Genomic DNA, 24,705 nt, shown 5'->3' with positions numbered 1-24,705 from the left:
GATTCAATTCAGTCTGTATCCCCAAAGCGAGCGGTGGCGAGTGTATACGCGGACCGATTTGTCATGCTCGCCGCAGGCGATTTGCTTCCCGTCAGGGGAGAAGGCGACGGACAACACAGACACGGCGTGCGTGCCTATCCGAGTGAGGAGCGTCCGTCGCCTCACATTCCACAGACAGATTGTCTGATCGTCGCCGGCCGATGCCACTTCACTGCCTTCTGGAGAAAAGCACACTGACTTGATCCGCGCCGAGTGCCGGCCGAGTACGGCCATTAGACGCAGCGGGTTCAGATACCAAAGGCGCACCACTCCATCGTCGTCTCCTGTAACAAGTCCTTTGCCGTCGGGAGCAAAGCCAACGCTGATGAGCGGCGTGCTGGAGAGCTGGACCTTATCAACCAGTTGCCATTGTTCCGTTTCCCATAAGGTCAAAGCGCCGTTATCAGTAGCACACGCCAGCAGTTTGCCATCCGGCGAAAACGCAGCCCCGTAGGCTTCACCCATTGCGCCTGGATAAGTACGCCTCATCGCCTCCAGATCAACGACTTGCCGGCCATCGCGGCAGTCGTATACAGCATTTGTGCTTGCCAGGAAGCGGCCGTCCGGCGAAAACGCTACGCAATAGGAGCTTGCGTTTGATCCAACACCAGTGTACCCATGCGTCCTCTCTGGTTTGCGCCCGTCCAAATCCCAGAGAATGATGTTGGCGTCCATATCCGACGACGCAAGGCGCTCCCCATCACGCGAGAAGGCGACAGACGTGATCCGGTTTGCGTCGCCAATCAAGACTGCCTGTTTCTCACCGCGCTCTGTGTCCCAGACAATCACCGATCGGTCTTCGCCCGCGGAAGCGAGCCGCTTCCCGTCCGGCGAAAAGGCGACCGAGTGAACCGAGGCGCTGTGGCCGTCAAAGCTTGCTGCAAGCTCACGTTCCGATACATCCCAGACCAGGACGGAGCCATCGTCATGAGTTGAAACCAACCATCGCCCGTCAGGTGAAAACGCAACGCTCCACACCTGCGCGGAATGCTTTAGCCGCACAAGCTTCTTCTGAGTCGCTGCATCCCACAAGACTATGTCTTCGGCGCCGGACGCCGCTAGTTTTCCATCTGGAGAGAAGGCCACCGCGCGCCCGTGATAGCTGTGTACCCGCTGGCTGCTTAAGACTCGAAACTGAGATTTCTCCCAAAACCGTTCGACGTCAAAGAAGGAGACAGTGCCGCTGCTGCCGATTCCGACCAACCGGCGGCCGTCCGGTGAAAAAGCAGCAAAGTTCGTTTCGGGATCCAGCGCCCCAGTCACGCTTGCCGTTTGCAGGTCCCATACTTGATTGCAAATTAGTATGCGGCGTCCGTCAGGTGAGACAACGAGGTCCGCCCACATCGCATTGCGCGGCAACTCATAGGCCTTTTCCCATCGAGCCGTGTCCCAGACAAGCGTCTTTCCATCGTCGCCCCCAGAAATCGAACCCAGCAACCCTCCGTCCGGCGAGAAGACAACGACGTTGACCCTAGAGCGATGACCTTCCAGCACTACCGCTATTTCAAGCCGCTTGGCATCCCAGACTGTCACCGTTTGATTGGCGCCTGGCGTTGCGAACCACTTCCCGTCCGGCGAAAAAGCGACCGAGCTGACCCAGCCGCCGTTGTCGTTGAACGTAGCCAGTCGTTCCCTTCGCGCGAAATCCCAGACGATGATTCTCCCATCTTCACCGCACGTAACAAGCAACCGTCCGTCGGGCGAGAAGGCCGCTTTGCGCGCCGCCGCCGTGTGCCCGTCACTGAGCCTAACGCCTTCCCACTCTTCATTCACCGACAGCGCCGCTGCTGCTATTGTCGCTCCCATAACCAAAAGCAACGTCAGCACCCCTGCCTTCATAAGGCCCCATCGAAGGCTCTTCTTTATCAGCTCTCGCTCGCGTTCTCCGCGTGCAACGTCCGAGTAACGCCGGATAAACCAGAGCCTGTTGATTGGGATGCGAGTCTTTCCGTCTACCGAATGGTTCGACGCGTACTGTTTGAGCAGCCGGTTCGCACGCTGCGTCGCATCCATCACCTTCCCGGTCACCTGGTTGATCCTCTCGATGAGGTACTCGTGCATCAACTCGTATCGCCACGGCTCGTCTTCCTGAATCTCACGGATCAGCCGCGCCTCGACGAAGATATTCAACAAGCGCTCCGCCAAAGCGTTGCTACGCTGGGTTCGTTTGGCTATGTCGTCAACGGTCAGCGTGAGCCTGGTGTTCTCGTCGGAGATGAGGCTGCGCAACAGCAGTCGCGCTGTTTCGGCGTCACCGGATGCCTGAATGACATCTTCGAGAAAACTGTGCACCAAGGGTTCTTTACCGCCGGCTCGCCGATAACCTAGAACCGTATAGATGCGCTTGCTCTGCAATTGCTCACCGACGATTTGCAGTTCAGAAGGAGAGACAACATCTCCGCTTGCCAGATCGCCTGCGACCTGACGGCTCAGCCCATCTTCAAAGGGCAGTCCCGCCCGCCGAGCTGATTTCTCGATGATCTCGTTTGCTTGTGCCTCGTCGAAGTTGCGAAGGTGAAAGAGCCGCGAACTGATCAGAGGCTCGGCAATCCGGCCGCTAAGCTCCGAGCTGATCAGGTAGAGAAAGTCGCTGCGCATCGAAACAAGGAACTTGACGGCAATGTCGTCCGCGTCGTGACAGGCGGCGATGAATGAAAGGAACGGCTCTCGCTCCTCGCTTGATTTGTGGTTGATGAAGAACTCTTCGAACTGATCGCAGACGATGACAATTGTTGCGCCGAGCTCTCGCGCCGCTCGCGCCAAGTATTCCTTGGGAGGCTCGCCTTCGATAGCTTTCACGTGGCTGCGCTTGCGGCATTCTTCCAGCGCAGCCGCGAGCGGGTCTTTGTACGAGCGGCAGTAGACGGGGACACAGCCTTCCTCCCATAGCTTCGGCAGCAACCCCGCTCTGAGCAGCGACGTCTTGCCGCAACCGGATTCCCCGAAAAGCACGCCGAAGCGAAAGTCACCGTGGCGAATCATTTCAAAGAGCGCCGCCGTGTCCGTCTCTCTTCCGTAGAATCGATCGCGATCGGCTTCTTGAAAGGGTAGCAAGCCTCGAAACGCGGCCCCGCTCCGCATCGGGTTCAGAGTCCTTGATGCTCTCGGCCGAGCGGCGCCGTAACCCAACGCGCACGCCGCGGCGATCGCGAGCAGACCGGCTGCTATTGCCCATTCCAATCCATGCGGTTGAAGAGCGATAACATCCCACACCGCTATCGAAGCCGCTAAAGCGCCAGCCAACAGCAACCATCCTCGCTTACGTAGCGCGCCTGCTCGCAATGACGAGAATCGATCGAGGTCGATAGACGCCGAATCATCAAGCGTGTTTCCCGACCCCTGGTCGATAACGAATCGCGCCTCGCGTGCCGATTTGTTTTCAAGCTGATCTCTTAAACCGCGCAGATCGGCGATCAGGTTTTCTACATTCGCGTAGCGCTCATCGCGACGTTTCGCAAGCGCTCTCCTAACGACGCCCTCCAGTTCCAGCGGCACATCGTCGCGGAATGCGCTTAGGGGCGCCGCCTCATCATTCAAAACCGACTGAAGAATCTCAACCGCCCTGTGGCCGTCGAACGGCGATCTGGCGGTCAACATCTCGTACAGCACCGCGCCCAGCGAGAAAATGTCAGTGCGGCAGTCAAGCGCTTCACCTCGAACTTGCTCGGGTGACATATTCCCGAGAGTGCCTGAGATCACCGAAGCGGACTTCAGCCACTCCTTCCCGCTGAAGTCTCCGCTCTCAACACGTAGCTCGCGCGTCTGGAAACCATCGTGCGACGGACTGGCCGACGTGCTGGGCATGGTTACGGATGCAACTTTGGCCAGTCCGAAATCCAGGACTTTGACCAGTCCATCCGGCGTGATCATTATGTTCGAGCTCTTGATATCGCAATGAAGCAACCCACGAGCGTGCGCAGCTTTTAACGCTTCGCCAACTTCCGCCGCGATTTCGAGCGACTGCTTCAGGTCGAACGGGCCGCGCCCGATTCTTGATTTCAAGGTCTCGCCATCCACGCACTCCATGACGATGTAAAGCTGATCGCCGGCCTCGCCAAGCTCGTAGACGGTAGCAACGTTCGGATGGGTGAGCGCCGCCGCCATTTGAGCTTCGCTCCGCAATCGCGCTCTGGCTTGTTCGTCCCGCGCAAGACCAGGCGCGAGGAACTTGATGGCAACTATACGTTTAAGCCTGAGGTCTTCAGCTTTCCATACCTGTCCCGCCCCCCCAGAACCGAGCGGCTCAAGCACGCGATAGTGCGACTCAGTTTCATACATCGCGAACCTCTGGAACCCTAATCAAGCAGCTCGACCCTGCGCAGGCCGTGCCGTCAAAACCAACCGGAGACGCTTCTGCGCGCAAGGCTATCGCCCCGCGAGCCACCGGTCAAGCTGAACGTCTACGGATCGTGGCAGGACGCTTGTGCTAACCTGAGCGTTTCCCAGTCGGGTTAGTGACCCGCGCGGTTCACTTGTTAATGAAGACCGCGGTTGCTGCGTTTCAAACATGAGTGTCATGCACCTTCGCGCAAGCGAGCGTGCGTATAGACTTATGTGCATCATCAAAGGTAGAAGGCTTGAACTTATGCTGAGAAATCTCGTTCTAGTCACTTGGGGACAATCCTCGAAAACATACTGGGAATCATCTTATGAAATTCTTTGAGTCCGTATCATTGGCTCTCAGCGCGATTCTCGCGCATAAGCTTCGCTCGTTTCTCACTCTGCTGGGGATCATCTTCGGCGTGGCGACGGTCATCGTCGTCGTCTCGCTGGTGGAAGGCTTCAATAAGTATTTCAACGATAAGATCGCCGACATGGGGTCCAACGCCTTCGTCGTTAACAAAATGGGCATCGTCACCAGCCTGGAAGAGTGGATCGAACGAAGCAAGAAGAATAAAGACATCAAGCTCGATGATCTGCGCGCCATCAAGGAACACCCGACCTACGTCAAAGACGCGGCTGCGACGATGCGCAGGCGCGGAAGCATCAAACGCGACACTCGCCTTCTTGAAGACATTGAGCTTCTCGGCGTGAGCGCGAACATGGTCGATATCGATTCGATCAAGGTCGATCAGGGCCGATACATAATTCCTACCGAGGAAGAGCACTCAAAAAATACCTGCTTCATCGGTTATGGCGTTGCCAACCAGCTCTTCCCCAGCGTCGATCCGATCGATAAGGAAATTAAGATCGAAGGCCTGCCCTTCCGCATCGTAGGCGTCGCGCAAGAGGTCGGGACCGTATTCGGAAACCCGCGAGACAACTTCGTCATCATGCCGATCACGACTTATCAGAGCATCTACGGCTCGCGCGGCTCAATCGGGATCAGAGTACAAGCAATCGGCCCGGAAGCTCTGGAGAAAGCGCAGGACGAGGTAAGGGTGGTGATGCGCTCGCGGAGGCATCTGAACTACAACGACCCGGACAACTTCGGCATCGTGACTTCGGATGCGCTCAACAAACTGCGCGAGCAGATCTTCGGCACGATCTCTATCGTCGCGATAGGCGTGACTTCAATATCGCTGGTCGTCGGCGGCATCGTGATTATGAACATCATGCTCGTCTCAGTGACCGAGCGGACGCGTGAGATCGGAATTCGAAAATCGCTGGGCGCGCGACGAACCGACATCGTCCGTCAATTCTTGTCCGAGTCCACGGTGCTTTCATTGCTCGGGGGGTGCATCGGCGTCGCGATCGCGTACGGTCTCGGAAAACTGGCGACCGTTCTTTTTGATCTCCCGACTTCTCTGCCGATCTTGTGGACGTTCGTCGCGCTGACCGTCTCGGCGAGCATCGGTTTGTTCTTCGGAATCTATCCGGCGTGGAAAGCCGCGAAGCTCGATCCGATTGAGGCGCTTCGGGCGGACTAACGCGGGAATTGAAAATTGAAAAGTGCAAATTGAAAATTTCAAATTGCGGGCTCGCCGGATTCGTTCTCAAATTTGCAATTTGCAATTTGCGATTGGCTGGCGGGATTAGGTTGGAAGCATGAGCAAACAAGATACAAGAGAAAGCTTCTGGATGGCGCTGGCAACTCTGCGCGCGCACAAGTTTCGGTCGTTCCTCACCGTGCTCGGCGTTGTTATAGGCACGGTCACCGTGATGGTAATCGCCTCGTTTATCTCGGGACTCGACCAGCAATTCAAGCAGGACATCGAGTCCTTCGGCACCAACACTGTTTTCATCTACAAATTCGAACCGGGCATTCATACCGGGAGGCTCACCCCCGAAGAGCGCATGCGCAAACCGATCAGCTACGAAGACGCGATGGCCATCAAAGACCAGTGTCCGGCAGTCAAATACGTAGCTCCCTTCCTGAGCCCAGACGATGTGTTGAAGGTTCGCTATCAAGACCAGGAGCTGTACGTCACCCAGGTGCAGGGAACGACGACGGACTACGAGCGAATGTCCTCGGTGCACATTGCCGAGGGGCGCTACTTCACGGAAACCGAAAACCAACACCGCGCAGACGTGTGCGTAATTGGAGCGGACATCGCCGACAAGTTCTTTCCCAATCTTCGCGCGCTCGGCAAGGAGATCCTGGTCAACGAGAAACCCTTCACGGTGATCGGGGTCATTCAAAAGGTGGACAGCTTCTTCATGGGGGATAACGATGGGGGCAATCAAAATCGCGCCGTGTACCTTCCGTATGAATCGATGAAGAAGATGTTCCCCGCCGAAAAAGACCACTTCGTGATGGCGCAGGCCGAAGAAGGAAAGCTTGCTCAGGCGGAGGACGAGATAAGATCGCTGCTGCGGCGCCGGCGTGGCGTTGCCTATGACGCGAAGGACAACTTCGGCCTCTCGACTCCCGACGCGATCACCGAGCAGTTTCATCAGATCACCGGCGGCATCGCGATCCTGATGTTTGCGATCTCGAGCGTGGGGTTGTTGATCGGCGGCATAGGAGTGATGAACATCATGCTGGTTTCAGTCACCGAGCGAACGAAAGAGATCGGCGTTCGGAAAGCGATTGGCGCCCGGCGTCGCGACATAATGCGTCAGTTTTTGATTGAAGCGATTTCGCTGACCGGCTCGGGCGGATTGCTTGGAATCGCGATCGGCTGGGGGCTGAGCCTGCTTGTAAACCTGATTCTGCCAGTACACGTGCCGGCGTGGGCGCCAATCGCAGGGATAACAGTTTCGTGCGGCATTGGATTGGTGTTCGGGATGTGGCCCGCAATGAAGGCCGCTCGGTTGGACCCGATTGACGCGCTCAGGTATGAGTAACAGCCGTGAGGTCCGACTCATCGCCCGAGTAACCGCAAATCATCGTCACTTCCGCTAACGGTTTGAGCTGTCCATATCCGAAACGATTAGCCATCGCCCGTCAGTTCCTTTGCGTAGCGTGAGGGTGAATTTACCGATATCAGGTTCGCCCTTCTGGCGCGCAAAGCCTCCGATGATGTATCCGACTTTACCCTCAGCAGCAAAGGCGATTGCTCGGAGTGATAGCGGCCCACCCTTGCCGGTGTAGAAGCGCTCAACCTCCGCTCGACCTCTAACGGGTAAGGAGCCGTTCGGCAGCACGAACCCATCCTCGGCAAATAGAAGAGCGAGTGCATTCGCATTGCGGCTGCGCCACGCGCCTTCGTAGTCGGTCAACACCCTGGCAAGCTCGGCCGGCAGTTGAACGCTTGGCTGCGATGGCGCGATCGGCACGTCTTTCACCTGCGACCCAGTACCCTGCTGTCCGCCGACGACAACCAATCCCGAAAGCAGTATGCTCATCAGAGTCGCCATCATTTGACATCCCTCCCAAGAACCTTGGTTCAGAGTTCAGGCTTCAGCCTGCGCGTGCGATTCTACGATCCTGTCTATTTCTTCTTCAGTAGGCTGCTTCTTCGCCGGCTTCTTTCTCGATTTCATAACTGCGACGCAGCCGAGGCAGCCATGCTACTTGAATCGAGGCCTATGATACTTTTTCTTGCAGCCAAAGGTTTACCAACGTCTCGGCCGATACGCTCGCTCGCGCGCAGCATGGCGCAATTTCTGATATAGGCTGCTATCGACTGAGATCTGATATGTGCGCCGCTTTATATCAATCTCGCATTGCACATCCTTCCAAGCTTCTTCGTAATCGGCGATGCTGTGCGTATCCCAGAATTCCACCGCGTCATCGAGGCTATTGAACTGCTCTGGCAGCGGATCTCGTTGCTTTTTGACTCTACTTCTTGCCATAGCTCTTCTTCTCGCGTTCATCCATAAGCCGTACAGTGCTCGACTGAGCCTGCTTAGGATCTTCCTTCAGTTCCATCACAACTTTCTTAATCTTTCCGGTGAACTCGAACGGTGACTGATAGCTCTCCGTAACCGGGGTCGAGGGATCGCGGCCCACCGTCAGACCTTCACTCAGTCCGAATGTCACAGGAACCAGACGCGCGATCTTCCCTTCGCCGACGCGCTTGTCATTGATGAACAGCGCCGCTGTCCCACTGCTCGGGCCGGCACTCGTGAACTCGACTCGCAGCTTCACTGATCCTGCAGGCGCAGCTTCTGTCGAAGTCACCGTGTAGCGCTCGAGGCCAACCCAGTTGTAAACGTAGCTCAGCCGATGACTTTGCATGAACAAGCTGAACCCGCCAAAGCGCCCTCCGAACGAGAGCAGCACGCCGTCGGCGCCGCTCCGCGGAACCTCGACCTCAGCGGTTATGCTGTACGAGCGGTTGCGGAAGTTCAGCATGTTGCCTCTGGGCACCGATGACATCCCCGGGTAGTAAGTCACGATCGTGCTCGGACGATTGGTCGCCGGCTGCTCTAGCGAGCGTATGACCCCTCGATCGTCGAGCGGCAAGACGTTGTACCTTCCCGCCTCGCTCCACCATCGTTCGACCATCTCGCGCAGCTTGCCGGGATTCTGCGCCGCCAGATCGTTGCTCTCAGAAAAGTCTTCGTCAATGTTGTAAAGCTCCCAGCGGTCCTTGTCGAAGTCATCGCCGCGCGCGTGCACAGCGACGGCGTTCCACCCTTTGTAGTAGATCGCGCGGTGGCCGAGCATCTCGTAGTACTGAGTCTCACGCCGGCTTGGCGCCTTCGCGTCGCTAAAGGTGTAAGCCATGCTCAGTCCGTCCATCGGCCGCTGATCGACGCCATTCACCACTCGCGGCTGTTGAAGCCCGATCATCTCGAGCACCGTTGGCGTGATGTCGATCATGTGATGATACTGGCTCCGAATGCCTCCCTTCTCTTTTATCGTCTTCGGCCAGTGAATGATCAACGGGTCGGTGATTCCACCCGCGTGCGTCTCCTGCTTGTAGCGCTTGAACGGCGTGTTGCCGGCCATCGCCCATCCGAGCGGGTAGTGCGGATAGGTCATTGGCCCGCCCAGCTCATCAATCAGCTTCAGATTCATCTCGAGGTTTTCGGGAATCTGGTTGAAGTACAGACTCTCATTGAACGAGCCGGCCTCGCGGCCCTCCTGACTCGCGCCGTTGTCGGAGACGACGACCAACAGAGTGTTCTCGATCAGGTTTCCCTCGTTGAGAAAACTAAGCAACCGGCCGATGTTTTCGTCACAGTGAGTCAGGAACCCGGCGTAGACCTCTTCCATCCGCGCGTACAATCGCCGTTCATCGTTGGATAGCTCGGCCCAGGCCTTAACATCAGAGTTGCGAGGCGCAAGCTGAGCATTGGCCGGTACGATGCCCATTTGCTTCTGCCGAGCGAGCGTTTCCTCGCGAACCTTGTCCCATCCCTTATCGAACTTGCCTCGGTACATCTCGATGTACTTCCTGGCGACGTGATGAGGAGCGTGACCGGCGCCGTAGGCCAGATTGAGGAAGAAGGGTTTGTCGGGTGTGACCTGCTTCTGTTCGGTGATGAACTGAATCGCCCGGTCGGTCAAGTCTTCAGTCAAGTGATAGCCCGGCCGCTGCGGACGCTCGACGCGGTGATTGTCGTAGACCAGATCGGGAAACCACTGGTTTGTCTCGCCGCCCAAAAAGCCGTAGAACCGCTCGAAGCCCATTCCAAGCGGCCAATGGTCGTAAGGGCCCGCGTCGCTTGTTTCTGATAGCGGCGCCTGGTGCCACTTGCCAACGTAGAATGTGCTGTAGCCAGTCTGCTTCAATATCTCGGCGATCGTCGCCTGACTTCGCGGCATCCGGCCGTCGTAGCCGGGATAGCCGGTCGCGGCCTCGGTTATTACCCCAAGATGGTTGCTGTGATGGTTGTGCCCGGTCAACAAAGCCGCGCGCGACGGCGAGCACAGCGAGGTCGTGTGAAAGTTGCTGTAGCGCAACCCGCCCGCGGCCAGCCGATCAAGGTTCGGCGTCTGAATCTCCGAGCCGTAGCAGCCAAGTTGCGCGTAGCCCACGTCGTCGAGAACCAGGTAGATGACGTTAGGCGCGCCCTTAGGCGGTTGAGGCGGCAACTCCCACGCCGGCTTCGAGTCTTTGTAAGATCGGCCAATGCTGCTGCGCTGCGGCTCCTGTTGCTGCTCCGTTGCTGTGCTCAAGCCGTGGCCGAGCATAAAGACCGCCGCTAGCGCCATCGCCAGTGCCGCGATTTTGATCGGCGCTAGAACCGACATCTTAGTTCTATTCATGTCGAACTCCTGCTTTCGTCTTCATTTCAATTAGGGTGAGATTGTAGCAACTGCGCGACAAGCCGCAAACGGAACGACCGGTCAATTCAGCTATGGCCGGTCGAATCCGCTAACGCATACGATGGTCTTGGCCGCGTCCTCAACTTTCGCATGCGCGAAGCCGAGATTGGCCGTGCAGAGCATGCCCTTGTGCCAAATCAAACTGGTATTGTTGTCGAGCGGCGCGGTGCGCTTGTTGGCGACCAGCATACGCTGCGAGCCGTCAGGCGACAGCACCCATATCTCGCTGCGCAGGATCTCAGACACATAGATGTTGCCACGGTCGTCGAGCTCTATGCCGTCAAACGGTGAATGACCGCGCGAAATTATCGCAGGCTCGCCCGCCGAGCCATCTGGCTTGATCGGGATCTTCAGGATCATGGGCTCGCCATCGGTAGCCGCGTAGATGTTCTTTTCATCTTTGTCCATGACTAGCACGTTGACCCCGAGCGGGAAACCAGAATAGGGTGTTGATGACCAGTTCAAGAGCGGATGCGAGGACCACATCTTGACCTGCTTGCCGTCTGGCGAGATCTTCCAAATCCCTGAATAAGTCAGATCGCTGAGATAGATGTTGCCACTCGAATCAATCTCAACGTCATCAGGCAAGCAGAAGGCCCATCCGTCGGCACGAGTCGCCAGCGCCGTGACACGCCGTGTTTTGTTGTCGATCTTGTAGACCCCGCTCAGGGTGACGGTGGCATCACGGCAAGCAGCGTGCTGCGGGTCGTTCAAGTTGTTAGCCTCGTATTTCGGCGAGTTCTGCTTGTAGGCAACGTAGATGTTCCCGTCCTTGTCCAAGTCGATCCCTACAGTATCACCCTTGCTGGCATCCTTCTCAGACGGCACGACGGCGATGACTTCCTTCTTGCCGTCGGGCGTGAGCTTCATGATCTTCCCGGTGTGGAACAGCGCTGCGTAAATGTTGCCGCTGGCATCGACGGCCAGTCCCTCTGGCGTGTCTTCGAAAGTCGCGAACACCCAGACCCTATATTCCGCGGGCCGGGCCGGTACGACCAGCGCAATGCACATAACGACGATGGCTACAATCGATCCGCTGCGGGCCTTCAAACCAGACATCCGTCACCTCCTTCACGATTGAATCACGATAGAACGTTCGACCATTGTTTCGGCTGAGCTGAAGATTCGGTTTGTGCAACCTGACTGCCGTAAGACTTGAGACTCCTTACTGCGATTTCACACACCGAAAACCAGTATTCGATCCTCCGCTGTCAACGGCGCCTCGGCCTCGGCTCCCGACTAGGTACCGCGAGCAATAGCGGTCGCTGCACAAGAAAGAGCCGCCCTTCTGCACGCGCTTGGCGATTCCCGGCTCCTGAGGATCGTAGCTATCCGCCGGACCTTGCGGATTCCTACTCACTCCGCTCGCCGCCAGCGTCGCGAAATAATCGGGGCGATACCAATCGGCGCACCATTGCCAAACATTGCCGCCCACGTCGCACAGGCCGAAGCCGTTAGCCGGAAAAGCGGTAACCGGCGACGTGCGCTGATAACCGTCTTCGGCAAGGTCGTTTGTAGGAAAGCGGCCCTGCCAGATGTTCGCTAACCACTTGCCGCCCGGCTTCAACTCGTTGCCCCACGCGTAACGGTTGCGATCCATTCCGCCGCGCGCGGCAAACTCGAACTCCGCTTCGGTTGGCAAACGCTTCCCTGCCCACTTCGCATAAGCGACCGCGTCCTCCCAAGCGATATGCACTACCGGATGATCCTCACGGCCTTCTATCGTGCTGGCGGGACCTTCCGGGTGCTTCCAACTCGCGCCCGGCACGTATCCCCACCACTGCCTTATGTCGTCAAGAGCCACATCCTTCGCGGGAGGAGAGAACACCGCCGAGCCGGCGACAAGCTTACCCGGATCCACTCCGGGGTAGTCTTTCGGATCTGGCTTGCGTTCCGCGATTGTGACGTAACCGGTGGCTTTCACGAACTGCGCGAACTGGCCGTTCGTCACCGGTGTGCTGTCCACCCAGAAGCCATCCACGGCAACCAGATGCACGGGCTGCGTGTCCGGCATATCGCAGTCATCGCAACCCATCCAGAACGTCCCGCCGGGAATCCAGACCATGCCATCCGGCGCCGTGCCGGGCGGCGGTGTGCTGCTTATGCTGACAAGCGCGGCTGATTCCGCATCCGGCTGCTTTGCGCTGGAGCCGTGACCGCCTGAGTGTTGAGCCGGGTGCGAAGCATCCCGCCGCTGGGCCAACCACTTATCCTTGCCAAGGAAGAATGCGATTGACGCGGCCAAAGTGAGAACTACAGCGACGCCGTACAACAGCCGGGGCCTTGAGCGAGCCGATGATGCGTTGCTCCTTTCATTCGCTGATTGCATCGCCTTCTTCATTCGTTCGTTGACTCTTCGACCAGCAAGCGCTTGAGCTGATCAATCGAAGCATTGGGCGCGAACTCTCTCGCGCGCGCCACGAAGCCGGTCATATTCGCCACCGCAAAGCTGATGCCGTTCAGATTGCGCTCACGCGACACGCCCGGGATATCGCGAGGGTATGCAGACGCGATGAACACCGGATCGACATCCGAGCGATTCACGTCATAGCGGTCACGCGCGCACTCCCAATCCGCAGTCACACCGATAACCGATGAAAGACAGCCGGGCAAGGACGACTTGTCGGACATCTCGCGCGCCGCGACAAGAACAGATCCCTTCTCTGCGGCGCGCGCGACGGCCCTCTCGATCTTATCCCGATGCTCCAGGTTCACGGTGCCCAGGCTCAAGTTGATGACATCGATTTGATTCTCGACACACCAATCGATCGCTTTGATGATCGCTTCGATGTTAGTTGTCAGCGCGCGGTCAAAGACCTTGACGGCGTAGAGCTGCGCATCGGGCGCCTTTTCACGAATCGCCCCTGCGACGGCGGTGCCGTGACCGATGAAGTCCAGATAATCGTTCGAAGAGTCCGCTTCGCTCGCGGTTATTCTCGCGCCGCCGGCCACACCGCCGACGTGGGGGTGAGCGGGGTTGACTCCGCTATCGATGACTGCGACCTTAACGCCTCGGCCGGTGTAGCTAGCAAAGGGTTCGCGCACTAATGTGAGTTTCTCGATCGTCTCCACGAAATTTAGACCCCGATGAAGAATCCGTGTGAATCCGTCAAATCAGTGTCATCCGTGGTCTATTTCGTTTCGTTCCTTCGATAGACCACGGATGACACTGATTTGACGGATTCACGCGGATCATTTGCTTCCTGGGGCAGGTAGGAGAACAGGGTCGCGAGCGCCTTGCCGCTCGCTAGTAGTTCGGCAGGCCGGCCCGTCTCGATCACTTTGCCGTCGTCTATCACTATCACCCAGTCGGCGCGTTCGATCAGCGACAGCCGGTGAGATATGACCACCGTCGTGCGCCCTCGCATCACCGACGCAAGCTCGGCGGCTATCGTCTGCTCGGTGATCGGATCGACCGAGGCGGTTGGCTCGTCGAGGACCAGCACCGCGGGGTCTCTCAAAAGAGCGCGCGCTAGAGCGACGCGCTGGCGCTCGCCCGCCGAAAGCGCCTGCCCTCGCTCGCCGACCTCTGTGTCGTAGCCGTCCGGCAATGCGCGAATGAAACCATCTATGGAGGCCGCCTTCGCAGCTCGAATGATTTCTTCTCGAGTCGCTTCGGGCCGGCCGTACCTTATGTTCTCGGCGATGGTTGCGTTGAACAGGAAAGCCGTCTGCTCGACGAGAACAACCTCTCTGCGCAAATCGACAAGCCGAATATCGCGCAGGTCGTGACCGTCCAGCCGAATCGTGCCGGCTTGTGGATCGTAAAATCGAAGCAACAAGTCGGCTACCGTCGATTTGCCGACTCCGCTTGGCCCGGCAATCGCGCAAAGCGAACCGGCAGGAATCTTGAAGCTCACCGCGTCAAGGACTACAGTGTCGCGATCGTACTTGAGCGTGACGTCGTCGAACTCGATCTCACCTCTTACAGCCTGAAGCGCGACGGCATCGGGCGCGTCATTCACTTCGACCGGGGTGTCAAGTATCTCGAATACTCGATTCAAGGACACGCGCGCAGTAGCAATACTAGTGTAAAGCCCCATCAGATTCTGCACCGGCGCAAGCAGGCGCATGTGATAAGCCATGAACGCCACCAGCGAGCCGAGTTCCATCACGCCGTCGATGACCAGCTTGCCGCCATAGAGGAACACCAGCGCGGTGCTCAGCGTCAGCACCGTTCCCGGCAGCACACCGGCGAAGTAAGATACGAGTTGCATCGATAGCAGCGCGTCGACGAAGCCTTGGTTCTTCTGCCGAAATCGAGCGACTTCCGTGTCCTGAGTGTTTGACGTCACGACCAGACGCATGCCCATCAAACTCTCGATCAGAAAGCTTCCGATGTCGGCGCTGCGCTCGCGCATCTCTCTCACTCTGTCGGTGAGCTTCTGGCGATAGTGCTTCAGCGCGATCACCGACACAGGGATGAGCAGAATGCTCAACAAGAACAGCTTCCAATTGAGCCAGACCATTATCGTCACGCTGCCAATAAGAAAAATGAAATTGCTGATGGCCGCAAGCAGCGTGTCGGCGGCGACGCGTTGCACCTCGCTGATGTCGTTGTTCAAGCGCGAAACGATTTCTCCGAGTTTCGTGCGAGTGTAAAACCGCGGCGACAGCTTCTGCAGGTGTTTGTAAACCGCAAGCCGCATGTCGAACAACACCGCCGCCGATACTGCTATATAGCGATAGCTGCTCGCTATGTTCAGCGCGAACCCGAGCACAGTCACAACGACCATCAACGCCGCGACCATCGTCAATGCTTGCCTGTCGCGCCGGAGTAGCGCTTCGTCGATCAGCAGCTTGGTTATGTATGGTTGAGCTAAGCCGACAAGAGTCGAGACGAGACTTAACCCAAGCACAAGCGCCAGCCTGCGCCAGTACGGAAAGATGTAGTCGAAGATTCGCCTATAGTCGTTGTTCATTTGAAGTTTGCGGCCTTTGCGAGTCTTAGCGTGCTCTGCGCGAACCCGGTTTCCCGCAAAGCACGCTAAGACTCGCAAAGACGCAAGGCCGTCAACCCTCGTCACGCTTCAACTTTGTAGTAGCACATATATCCGGAGTCGCAATGCTTGCGGTCGCCGCGCAAGGACTTCGCCCGTTCGATCACTACCAGCTTATCCGGCCCGCTTCGAACCTGATCGACGATCGCTCGAACCATTCGCACGCTGGCGAGCTTCTTAAACGGCGAAGCTTCGCGGCCCACGATCTTCAATGAAGCCACGCCGATTCGCTGGAAGTCGTGAATCGCGCACAACCCGCACGGCCCGTACGGTAGACCGTTCGCTGTTGCCCCGCAGCCGTTGCCATTTACATACCAGATCCATTCGCGATAGTCGGTGAGGTTTCGGCGCAGCCGCGAATTCTGCCTGCGCGTAAGCTCGCGCCCGCCGCTGCGTTCAAACTCCGTGTCCATTTCGGAGAGACTGGTGCAGAAGGCGCCGACCGTGTGATGGTGAGTGGTCGCGCAAAAGCCTTCTTCAAAGGCGCAGCCGTCGTTGAGCATGAAGACTTCGATTTCGACTTCATCACGAGTGGCGTTCACGATCCTCTCTATCTCAGGAATGGTCAGGCTTCGAGGCAGAATGATTCTGCTCGGACCAAACTGAAGCAGAAAGCGAATCGCTTCGGTGTTCAAGGTCGCGGCGACGGAGCTGACGTGCAGTGCTGCGTTCAGCTTCGCCTTCGATAGCTGCATCAGCAGATTGATGTCGGTCACGATCAACGCGTCAATTCCTGCTTCGCCATCAAGCGCTCGAGCGAGCTCCATCACCCACGACATCTGTTCAGCCGTGTAGTACGGAGCGTTGAGCGTGAGGAAAACCGGAATGCCCAGCCGGTGCGAGCCTTCTACCAGCCGTTTCAACTCGGAGAAAGTTTCAAGGCTCCCGCCCTTCGGACTGCGACGGTTCAGCCAGACCGCTCCCGTGTAGCGATCGAGCCACTCCCGCGGAACGACGCCGCAATAGAATTCTTCTGCCCCGCTCGCCGCGAGCATCTCCAATTCATCGTATGAGCTGATTGGCGCAAGAACTTTCATGACTTCAAGCTCGCTCCCACGTCATAGGCAACTGTGGTTGAAAAACGATTCGGTCGATGAGGCCGGCACGAGCTTGCTCGAACAGGCCGCGCAGCATCGCTTCCGTGTGAACGTAGAAATAACTGTTGCCCTTGAGGTAGAACTTCTGATCCCGGTTCTCGAACGGCGTGTTCGTGTAAGCATATTCGAGCAGATGAGTCTGACACTCGTGATGACAAGGCGCTCCCGGTTGGAACTTGTCGCGCTTATCGTAGTGAATACCGGCCGCCATGCAGATGCGGCTCGTGCTGATGAACCCAAAGGGCACGTACGCGCTAGCCTTCACGCCGTTTTCCGCGAAGCTCAGATCGACGCCTTGCGGCAGATTGTCCACCTCAACCGACTCGACTCCTAATCCCGACAAGAATCCGGTGTAGCTGGCGCAGTCCAGATTCGAGCGGCGCAGCGATACGAGCGCCGGCGCCGGCGCGTCGCTTGCAGCATAGACGCCGGTAACGCGCGGATCGCGCAAGGACTTGTTCATCAACCGCCCTTGAACGGGCTTCAAGCCGGAAAACTCACGGCGAAGCAGATTCAAAACGCCCCAATCGTTGAACACGACTTCGCTTTCGCCGTTCGCGCTAAGCACCTCGAACAGAGGCCTGAGCAAATCTATCCCGGCATCGGTCACATAAGGCGTCAGTAAGGTGAGGCCGATTTCACGGTCGCGCGCCGCGGTAACAACAGCTTCGAGCTGGTCGGGCGAGGGAATCAAGTGCTCGCAGAACTCATTCCCGTAAGCGCAACGGCTGAAGGCAATCGGACCAAACAGTTCGTAAATGAGCCTCTGCGTCAGTTGAACGACAGGCGCGAGTTTCGACCCGCTGTCGAAGCTCGCGGGCTCAAGTGCGCTCAGGCCGCTCCTGACTTCCGCTGCGTTGCTGACGTGAATGCTCCAGTCCATAGGGTTCAAGGAAGACTCGGATCAAGAGTGTGTTTACGCCGACCTGTACGGGCGTCCCTCCGCGGGCGCCCCTTCGTTGTGAGACGCTCTTAGGAGGAAGGAGGGCGCCACGCGGAGGGACGCCCGTACAGGTATCTTCAACTCGGCTGACCTCTAAGATTGAGGACGAAGAACCAGCAATTGCGTGATCGCGTCGCCGTCGAGCGTTATTGTCTTCTCCAGCGTCAACGTATCGGCATCGTAAATCTCGATCGTCGGCCCCGCGCCGTAGATGTAAAGCTTGCGCCCGTCGCCGCTTACTGCGAAATTAAATCGCGCACGGCTCTCGAACTCGAGCTTCTTGATCACCTTTCGAGCGGTGACGTCGAACACCCAAAACTCAGTCCGCCGGTTTCCACCCTGCCCGCTGAACGTAACCGTGTAGCCCTTCTTCCGATCCGGCGTCAGATAGAACCTGTTCATAGGCGCTGCAGGACCTATCGGGGTGAAATCCACATTCTTCGTTAACAGGTTTATCCTGGCGATGCCAAATATCGCGCGCCGCACGACTGGATCGGTGGCATTGAACACCGATGTGACGTAGCCCGGTTCCTCATTTGGATCGTCGTCGCCCCGCACGTTTATCGGAAACAGCCCGGGGTAGAGCGGCTTTGAAAGCTCGATCTTGTCGACCTGCTTGAAATTGGTCAGATCGAAGATCAGGATATCTTCCTTGAACACGTACAACAGCTTTCCGTCGGGCGAGACTTTGTAGCCGGCGAAGAACCCGAAGCCCTGATCGAACTCCTTTGGGAAATCGAAAGTCTTGGTGATCTTCTTTTGCTCCAGATCGATCACCACAAACTTGGGCTTCTCAATCTTGTAGCGGTCAATCTCCTTGATAGAGGTCCGCAATGTGGCGTAGATGTATTTGCCCAGAGGGTCGGGCGCCGCGCCTAACGGATATACTCGGCGATTGCCTTCGTTGAGGTCGAAATGGCTGGTGACTTTTCGCGTAGCGAGGTCGACCACTTCGATTCCCATCTTGGTTGTAAGAATGAACAGCTTCTTCTTGTCTTGAGCGAGCACGACCTGGAGAGGCGCGCCGGTCTCGAGTTTGATCTCGTCGATCACCTGTTGCTTGGCTTCATCAATAACCAGGATCTTATTGGGCCAGGTGCCGAGGTACATCAGAGCACCGGTGGGTTGGCTTGGTTGCTGCGCGTAGGCCGGCGCGACAACAAGAAGCAAAACCGCTATGAGAGAAAGTTTGATTCGCATTCGGGACCTCCGATAGTGGCAAAGCGCAAAGGGCAAAGCGCAAAGGGCGAAGCGCGAAGGGCACAGCGTTCTCTTAGCTCTTTGCCCTTTGCTCTTTGCCTTCTTCACGGAAAGACCAGATCGATGTTCCGCCAATCCTTCGTCGCGCTCGCGCACTTGCTGGTCCAATCCGGATAGTTGTTGAAATGGTCGGGCACCTGAGCCGGCCAGAAGCAAGTGATGTAGCAATCGTACAGATCGCGCTCAACCGGCTGGCACAATCCAGCGGTTCCTCCCGCCGAGTCCGTTTCCCATCCCGGCGAAAAAACCAGCGAACAGCCGAGCGGATAATGAGGCCGCTGCGGGGGAGGCTGTTGAAGCGCGTGAACGTCGCCGTACTCCGAGGCGATAAACTCCTCCACTCGCCGGGCCTTCCGGTTGATGGCTTTCAGGTGTTTCATATGGCTTTCCTTTCATCGAACCGCTCGAGATACTTCGGATTGCGCGCGGCGATCTCGCCGTAGATTCGCAAACACACATCAGTCCATCCGCGAATCCAATCGCAATAGTGCAAATTCGCATGTGAGGTGTCACCGTAGCGGACGTAAGCTTCGTGATAACAGCCGCCCGAACAAACCGGCCGCGCCCAGCAAGTATGACAGTCGTACTTGGTATTGATGTGAGCGCGATTGAGGTGTTCGGCCTGCGCTTCGCGATCAATGCCCGTATCGATGTGCCCAAGCTTCCCCGCCGGCGAATCAACAAACCGATGGCAAAGTCCGATATCGCCCGACGGCGCAACTCCCAGCAGCCCAAGCCCCGCGCCACACGGATAAGCCTTGCTCACTCCCTGGTGCAGTTCTTGAAGCGTGTCGTTGACGTTAGAAAATCCGTGATGCTTGTTTTCAAGCGCATAGTCGAGATACTCGCCGGCAAGCTCCGTGAACTGATCGAGCACGTGATCGAGTCCCGTGTTGCCGATTGCGTACAGCCGCACGGGCGACGTGGTTACGGGCGCGAACCCGACCTCGTCGAATCCCATCTCTTCCGTCAGGTGACGAAATATCTTTTTCACGTCGATCACCTGAGCCGTCAGCGTCACCCGCGCGCCGATCGGCCGCGAGCGGTGAACTTTCACCAGCTCTTTGATCTTCGGGGCGATCACGTCATAGCTTCCCTTCCCGTTGTGAAAGACGCGAAAGCGATCGTTCGATTCTTTCGGGCCGTCTATGCTGACCGTCACGCCCACGTTGTTCTCGGCGAGAAAGCTTATAATCTCCGAAGTCAACATCGTCGCGTTGGTGGTCATGCTGAAGTCGATGTACTTGCCCATCTCAGCCGCTTTGGTGCGCGCGTATTCAATCGTGGACTTCACGACTTTGAAGTTGAGCAAGGTCTCGCCGCCGAAAAAGGTTAGATGGACCATGCGGCGTCCGGGCGATTGATTCAGCAGGAAGTCCACCGTCCCGCGAGCGGTCTCCTCGCTCATGAACTTCGTCTTGCCTTCGGGCGTTGCGATGCGGTCTTCGCCGTACTCGTAGCAATACGAACAACTCAGATTGCACTGATTGGTCACGTTCATGACAACCGTCTGAAGCGGGAACGGTTGCTGCGGCGCTTCCAGTCTCGGCTCGACGAACCCTTCGCCCAGCGCAATCGCATGCGCCTGATGAAGTTCTTCGAGAGTTTCCTCGATATTCGCGCGCGCATATCCGGCGCCCATAAGTTCGTCAACAATCTGGTCCCTGGTCAGCTCGCGGTCCTTGAGCAGATCGAGCACCGCGCCAGACAGGTCTTCAAGCGCAAAAATCGCAGCGCTTGGAACCAGGTAAAGATAGCTCTGTCCTCCGCCTTCAAATGCGTGAAACTCGCCTTGTCGATAAGCGCTCATCGAGACACCTCCGGTTGGTCCCACTTCACGTAGAGCGGGACGGTTACAACAAGATAAGACCGCGCCTTCAAGGGCTGGGCATCTTTCGCGGCATCTCTTGGTTTATAGGTGGCGACAACCCACACGTCGCCGTAGTTGTTAACACCTTTTTTCCGCTTGGGATTTGGCCCGTCCACCGCGGGGGTGAACAACCCATTGCCGGAAAGCGCGCCTACGAAGTCCTTGTCGTCATCATCGAACGTCGCGGGGAACTCGTCTATCGACCATTCGACGTCGGCGATTCCCAGACTGACATCGTCGGGAGTCTGGGGCTTTCCGTCGGGACCGCGATTGTAAGCGACGGCGCCGAATTGCTGAAACTGCTTCGGGAAGGCCACGCCGCCCACCCGGGCCATTCCAGCGTCAGGGTTGACCTTGATGTAGTCGACCTTATCGAAAACGGCGACCGCGCGCGGCGCGAAATATCTGCGAAGCGAAATATCGCGGTAGCCGTTCGCCGAGCCTTCGACAACGTCAACTTCAACCGTCACGTCGTCGCTCTTCGCGCTGACGACTCGCTTGATCTTCACGCCTGGGCCGAAGTCGATTTCGTCGGCTTTGATGTCGCTTGGGAGGTTGGCTCCATAGACGTGTACCTGAACACCGGTCGAGGGCGACTTGAGCCCCACGCGATCAACTCCGGCGATCAACGGTTCGGCGGTGATTCTTCGTAGAGTCACGTCGATGCCGAACTCATCGTACGCGCCCCAAAACCAGCGACCTTCCATTGTCGTCCAGTCGCGCGACACGAGCATCGCTTCGCGATTCTCGCCCGGCTCCTTGCCGTCGCTCGAGGTCGCGCGCCCGCGCCAGCTATAGCCCGAGTACACGATCCCGCGACCGGCCCGGGTCACGGTCGAACCGTCTTTGACATAGCGCAGCTTGAGCTTGGTAGTGAACTCGTCTTCAACCTGAGCCGGCTCAACTATCATCTCTCCGTAGATCTGACCGCTGCCGACTTGATAGGCGCTGACCAGCCAGCGTCCCTGGAGTCTGGGCGCTCGCATATTCGCGCGCCACGCGCCCCACTCGGGCGTGGTGAGCGGATAGTTCTTGGCCAGGTAGTCGAGCGACTTATCCAGCGGATGTCGCTGATCGGGGTCGGTCGGAGGCGGCGCGCCAGCAGGCTGCGGGAAACGATAGAAACCCTGAAACTGCACAACCGGAAAGAGCCCAACGTGCATGTTCCCCAACAGCTCCCACTCTTCTTTCGAGCGACGCTGCGAGAGGACCCTCCCAAGACTGTGACATATCACGCACGTAGCTCGCAGGCTCTCGTCAGGCAACTTCTCGTCGATGACCCGTTTTTCAGCTTCGTAGAACGCAGGCTTGGCTTCTTCAGGCGCAAGCCCGTGATTGTTGCTCAAGTACTTGACGATCTGCCTGGCCTCCTCCGGACTGAGCGTGAGGCCGTTGAGCCGAATCATCCGCTTGATGACCTGTTGCCATCCCTCCGGAGTCGTGCGCTCAAAGGAGATTCGAGTGAGGCGGCCCTTCTCATCCTTCTTGTGACACGACGAGCAGCGGTCGATTACTAGCTGGTTCGTGACAGGGATACCTTCTTCGGCGGCCTCTTTCGATTTGTCGTCGGTTGCCGGGGGCTGCGCCGGTTGAGTCTGAGACTGTGACCGCGCGGTGAACGTGAGAAGCAGCGGCGAGAGCAGGAACGCCGCAACAACGAATCGCTTTAATGCATTCATCGGGACCTCGACAAACGCTCAGGTTCAAGAAAGGCGCTTCGCCTTCGGATTCAATACAACCCGATCGGGAGAGGTGTTTCGTCTATAGCGATGGGCACACAAGTGAAGTGAGGAAGTCTCTCGAGCCTCAACCCTTGGGACTCGCTCGGCAGCATGATGTTTATGGGAGCGCTCGAAGTCAAACTGATTTTGGTGCTGAGACATTCTCGCAACGGGAGAGGCGGACTGCTTTTCGTGTAGGCTGGATTTGAACGATCCACCACGCTGTGGGTGGTCTTCCGATTTCACACAGTCAGATGGCGCTTTAACTCCTCAAGCGCGCGCTGCACAAACGGACGGGCCATCTGTTTGCGCCAACCCATTACGAAGTCGGTGTTGTCGAGCGGGCGAGCCTTCAAGTAGCACGCTTCCGCAGCCGCGTTGATTCTCTCCTGATCGAAGCGTTCTCCTATGAGTGCTTGTTGAGCTTCGGTCACTTCAATCGGAGATGGCGCAACGCCGCCGAGGATAAGCTTCGCTGCGCGCACGGTTCCGTCGTCGGCAACGTCAAGAGCCGCTGCCACTCCAAGAACCGGAAAGTCAAAGGCGCCGCGACGACGCAGCTTCTTGTAGACGGCCCGCATTCCGTTGCGCGGCGGCAGATGGATCTCGGTCAGCAGCTCATCCGGCCGCTTGCGTAGATAGTCAATCCCGTCGTCTTTGTAAAGATCGGCCGCGTCAAGCATGCGCTCGCCGCTCTCGGATACGAGTTTCACCTTCGCGCCGATCGCGACCATCACCGGCGCAAGATCAGACGACTGAACGGCCCAGCATTTCGGACTCGAAGGCGCGACCCAGCAAATCTCTCCGTCTTTTTTCATGCAAAAGTTGATGCCCTTGCGCCACTCGTAATTCTGATCGTAATAATTGCAGCGGGTGTCGAGAAGAAGATTGCCGCCGATTGTTCCCATGTTTCGAAGAATCGGCGTCGATATCAGCCGCGCGGCATCCGCGACAAATCCAAAGTCCCGATTGACAGTCGGGTGGTCACATAACTCGGTCAATGAAACCGAGGAGCCGATCACCATTCCCGTAATTGCGTCGCCCTGAATTTGATGAAGCTCGCCGAGACGGGTCACTGAGATGACCGTCTTCGGCGTCTGCTGGCGGCGTTTCATATTCGGATAGAGGTCGGTCCCGCCGGCAACAAACATCGCGTCAGCGCCGGCGTCACCAACCATCTTCACCGCGTCCGAAACCGTCCTCGGCACGCGGTAGGTGAATTTGGGTAGTCGCATCATCGTATGTTGAGCTCGCTCCCGCGCTTAACAGCCCGAACTAGAACGGCAACGTATCAGCGCCGCTCGCGCCATTTTAGAAAATCATCCCTTGTTACGTCAGTGTCCTTGAGAATCTTCTCCGTCAATCCTCTTCCAAGATCCTCACCTTTGTGAAACGGAACGGTCGCCGTACGTCCATCAGAATGCCTGAAGAACTTATGACTGCCCTTCTGTCTGGATTGCTTGAAGCAGGCTCTTCAAGAACCCAATCATCAGTGCGGATGTAACGGTCGGCATTCTGGGCATACGAGGCGTTCCGTGTTTAATTGCTAAACTGGAGTTGCTGTACTCCGATGAATTTCATAGGAATGGGATCTTCCTCTTCCAAGCAAAGCGCTATCACCTCTCTGATCCGCGGATAAAGAGCTTCGACTGTCTTCGCTTGCGCGTAGCAACTCTTTAGTGCGGGCACTGTTGCGACATAATAACCATCTTCATCTTGTTCAATCAGTACAGTGAAGGTTCGGTTCTCTCGTTTGTGCTTCCTAACGACCTTCTTCGTTTGCATGCTCGGCCTCCCATCAACCAATCTACGTTAGTCTCTCACATGCACAGCTACCTGCGGCAATTCCCTTCCATCTCCGCCTTCAGCAGGAGTCGGCACTCACTCTTGACTAGCGAGCTTGTGATGTTTGACCCCGACTCTTCGGCGAACTTCTTCGGTTGCGAGAAAGCTGGCTCTTCGCCGCCTTTGCGATCACTCGCAAAGCTTCGTTGACAGATTCATCATCGGGAAACGCTTTCCTGACATCAGGGTCCAACAGCACGAGGTTGGTGCCCGAGCGATATCGCTCGGCATAGATTCCACGGCCGATAAACTTCAGCTTCCGGAGGTCGTACTCCGGTCTCAGCTCATCCAAATCTTCATCTGTCTTCTTCTTCATACAGCTAG

19 protein-coding genes and 1 pseudogene are annotated in these 24,705 nt (G+C 57.3%); 2 read left to right on the top strand and 18 right to left on the bottom strand.

All coding sequences use genetic code 11. The features are described from left to right. Positions 1-3 precede the first annotated feature (3 nt). Entirely contained in the window at positions 4-4,317 is a 4,314-nt protein-coding gene (locus tag AABO57_00320; protein ID MEK6284164.1) for a protein kinase, read from the bottom strand. 371 nt (positions 4,318-4,688) lie between these two features. Here AABO57_00320 and AABO57_00315 point away from each other — a divergent pair, with 371 nt between their 5' ends. Together AABO57_00315 and AABO57_00310 are read left to right on the top strand one after the other, a co-directional pair. Then, positions 4,689-5,909 (top strand): ABC transporter permease, encoded by a 1,221-nt coding sequence (locus AABO57_00315; protein MEK6284163.1) that lies wholly within the window; start codon positions 4,689-4,691, stop codon positions 5,907-5,909. A gap of 118 nt (positions 5,910-6,027) precedes the next feature. Continuing rightward, on the top strand, positions 6,028-7,269 hold the full coding sequence (locus tag AABO57_00310; protein ID MEK6284162.1) for an ABC transporter permease: 1,242 nt from the start codon (positions 6,028-6,030) through the stop codon (positions 7,267-7,269). Between the two features lie 54 nt (positions 7,270-7,323). On the opposite strand, the gene AABO57_00305 is transcribed toward AABO57_00310, so the two are convergent. From AABO57_00305 to AABO57_00225, 17 genes and pseudogenes are all read right to left on the bottom strand, one after another. Then, on the bottom strand, positions 7,324-7,785 hold the full coding sequence (locus tag AABO57_00305; GenBank protein ID MEK6284161.1) for a DUF4440 domain-containing protein: 462 nt from the start codon (positions 7,783-7,785) through the stop codon (positions 7,324-7,326). Positions 7,786-7,980: 195 nt separating this feature from the next. Continuing rightward, positions 7,981-8,220, bottom strand: a complete 240-nt coding sequence (locus AABO57_00300; protein MEK6284160.1) for a CopG family antitoxin — start codon at positions 8,218-8,220, stop codon at positions 7,981-7,983. Then, positions 8,207-10,585 (bottom strand): arylsulfatase, encoded by a 2,379-nt coding sequence (locus AABO57_00295; protein MEK6284159.1) that lies wholly within the window; start codon positions 10,583-10,585, stop codon positions 8,207-8,209. The genes AABO57_00300 and AABO57_00295 overlap by 14 nt, the downstream gene beginning before the upstream one ends. A 90-nt stretch (positions 10,586-10,675) precedes the next feature. After that, a complete protein-coding gene (locus tag AABO57_00290; protein ID MEK6284158.1) occupies positions 10,676-11,704 on the bottom strand; it encodes a hypothetical protein in 1,029 nt (342 codons plus the stop codon). Between the two features lie 106 nt (positions 11,705-11,810). Next, positions 11,811-12,986 (bottom strand): formylglycine-generating enzyme family protein, encoded by a 1,176-nt coding sequence (locus AABO57_00285; GenBank protein ID MEK6284157.1) that lies wholly within the window; start codon positions 12,984-12,986, stop codon positions 11,811-11,813. Then, positions 12,983-13,690 carry a S8 family serine peptidase gene (locus tag AABO57_00280; protein ID MEK6284156.1) on the bottom strand — a complete coding sequence of 236 codons (708 nt, stop codon included), beginning with the start codon at positions 13,688-13,690 and terminating at the stop codon, positions 12,983-12,985. Before AABO57_00280 ends, AABO57_00285 begins: the two co-directional genes overlap by 4 nt. An 86-nt stretch (positions 13,691-13,776) precedes the next feature. Next, positions 13,777-15,567 carry an ABC transporter ATP-binding protein gene (locus AABO57_00275; GenBank protein MEK6284155.1) on the bottom strand — a complete coding sequence of 597 codons (1,791 nt, stop codon included), beginning with the start codon at positions 15,565-15,567 and terminating at the stop codon, positions 13,777-13,779. Between the two features lie 101 nt (positions 15,568-15,668). Next, a complete protein-coding gene (locus AABO57_00270) occupies positions 15,669-16,682 on the bottom strand; it encodes a U32 family peptidase (protein MEK6284154.1) in 1,014 nt (337 codons plus the stop codon). A gap of 4 nt (positions 16,683-16,686) precedes the next feature. Next, the gene (locus tag AABO57_00265) at positions 16,687-17,625 is read right to left on the bottom strand and encodes a hypothetical protein (GenBank protein ID MEK6284153.1); all 939 of its coding nucleotides are present in this window, start codon (positions 17,623-17,625) and stop codon (positions 16,687-16,689) included. 153 nt (positions 17,626-17,778) lie between these two features. Next, positions 17,779-18,885, bottom strand: coding sequence for a hypothetical protein (locus AABO57_00260; protein MEK6284152.1), 1,107 nt, complete (start codon positions 18,883-18,885; stop codon positions 17,779-17,781). A 104-nt stretch (positions 18,886-18,989) separates the two neighbouring features. Then, a complete protein-coding gene (qhpC, locus tag AABO57_00255; protein ID MEK6284151.1) occupies positions 18,990-19,325 on the bottom strand; it encodes a quinohemoprotein amine dehydrogenase subunit gamma in 336 nt (111 codons plus the stop codon). Further along, complete coding sequence (gene peaB / locus AABO57_00250; GenBank protein MEK6284150.1) at positions 19,322-20,755, bottom strand: quinohemoprotein amine dehydrogenase maturation protein; 1,434 nt, start codon at positions 20,753-20,755, stop codon at positions 19,322-19,324. Before peaB ends, qhpC begins: the two co-directional genes overlap by 4 nt. After that, positions 20,752-22,494: a quinohemoprotein amine dehydrogenase subunit alpha gene (gene peaA / locus AABO57_00245; GenBank protein MEK6284149.1), complete on the bottom strand. Its 1,743-nt coding sequence runs from the start codon at positions 22,492-22,494 to the stop codon at positions 20,752-20,754. Before peaA ends, peaB begins: the two co-directional genes overlap by 4 nt. Positions 22,495-22,778: 284 nt before the next feature. Next, positions 22,779-23,774, bottom strand: a complete 996-nt coding sequence (locus AABO57_00240; protein MEK6284148.1) for an FAD binding domain-containing protein — start codon at positions 23,772-23,774, stop codon at positions 22,779-22,781. A gap of 53 nt (positions 23,775-23,827) precedes the next feature. Further along, positions 23,828-23,941 (bottom strand): annotated as a pseudogene (locus AABO57_00235) (hypothetical protein). A gap of 134 nt (positions 23,942-24,075) precedes the next feature. Beyond that, complete coding sequence (locus AABO57_00230; protein ID MEK6284147.1) at positions 24,076-24,321, bottom strand: type II toxin-antitoxin system HicB family antitoxin; 246 nt, start codon at positions 24,319-24,321, stop codon at positions 24,076-24,078. Between the two features lie 106 nt (positions 24,322-24,427). Beyond that, entirely contained in the window at positions 24,428-24,697 is a 270-nt protein-coding gene (locus tag AABO57_00225) for a hypothetical protein (GenBank protein ID MEK6284146.1), read from the bottom strand. Between the last annotated feature and the right edge of the window lie 8 nt (positions 24,698-24,705).

Source organism: Acidobacteriota bacterium (assembly GCA_038040445.1).
Lineage (GTDB): Bacteria > Acidobacteriota > Blastocatellia > UBA7656 > UBA7656 > Onstottus_A > Onstottus_A frigus.
Note: the sequence above shows the minus strand (reverse complement) of the source record. Positions and strands in the feature narration are given on the sequence as shown.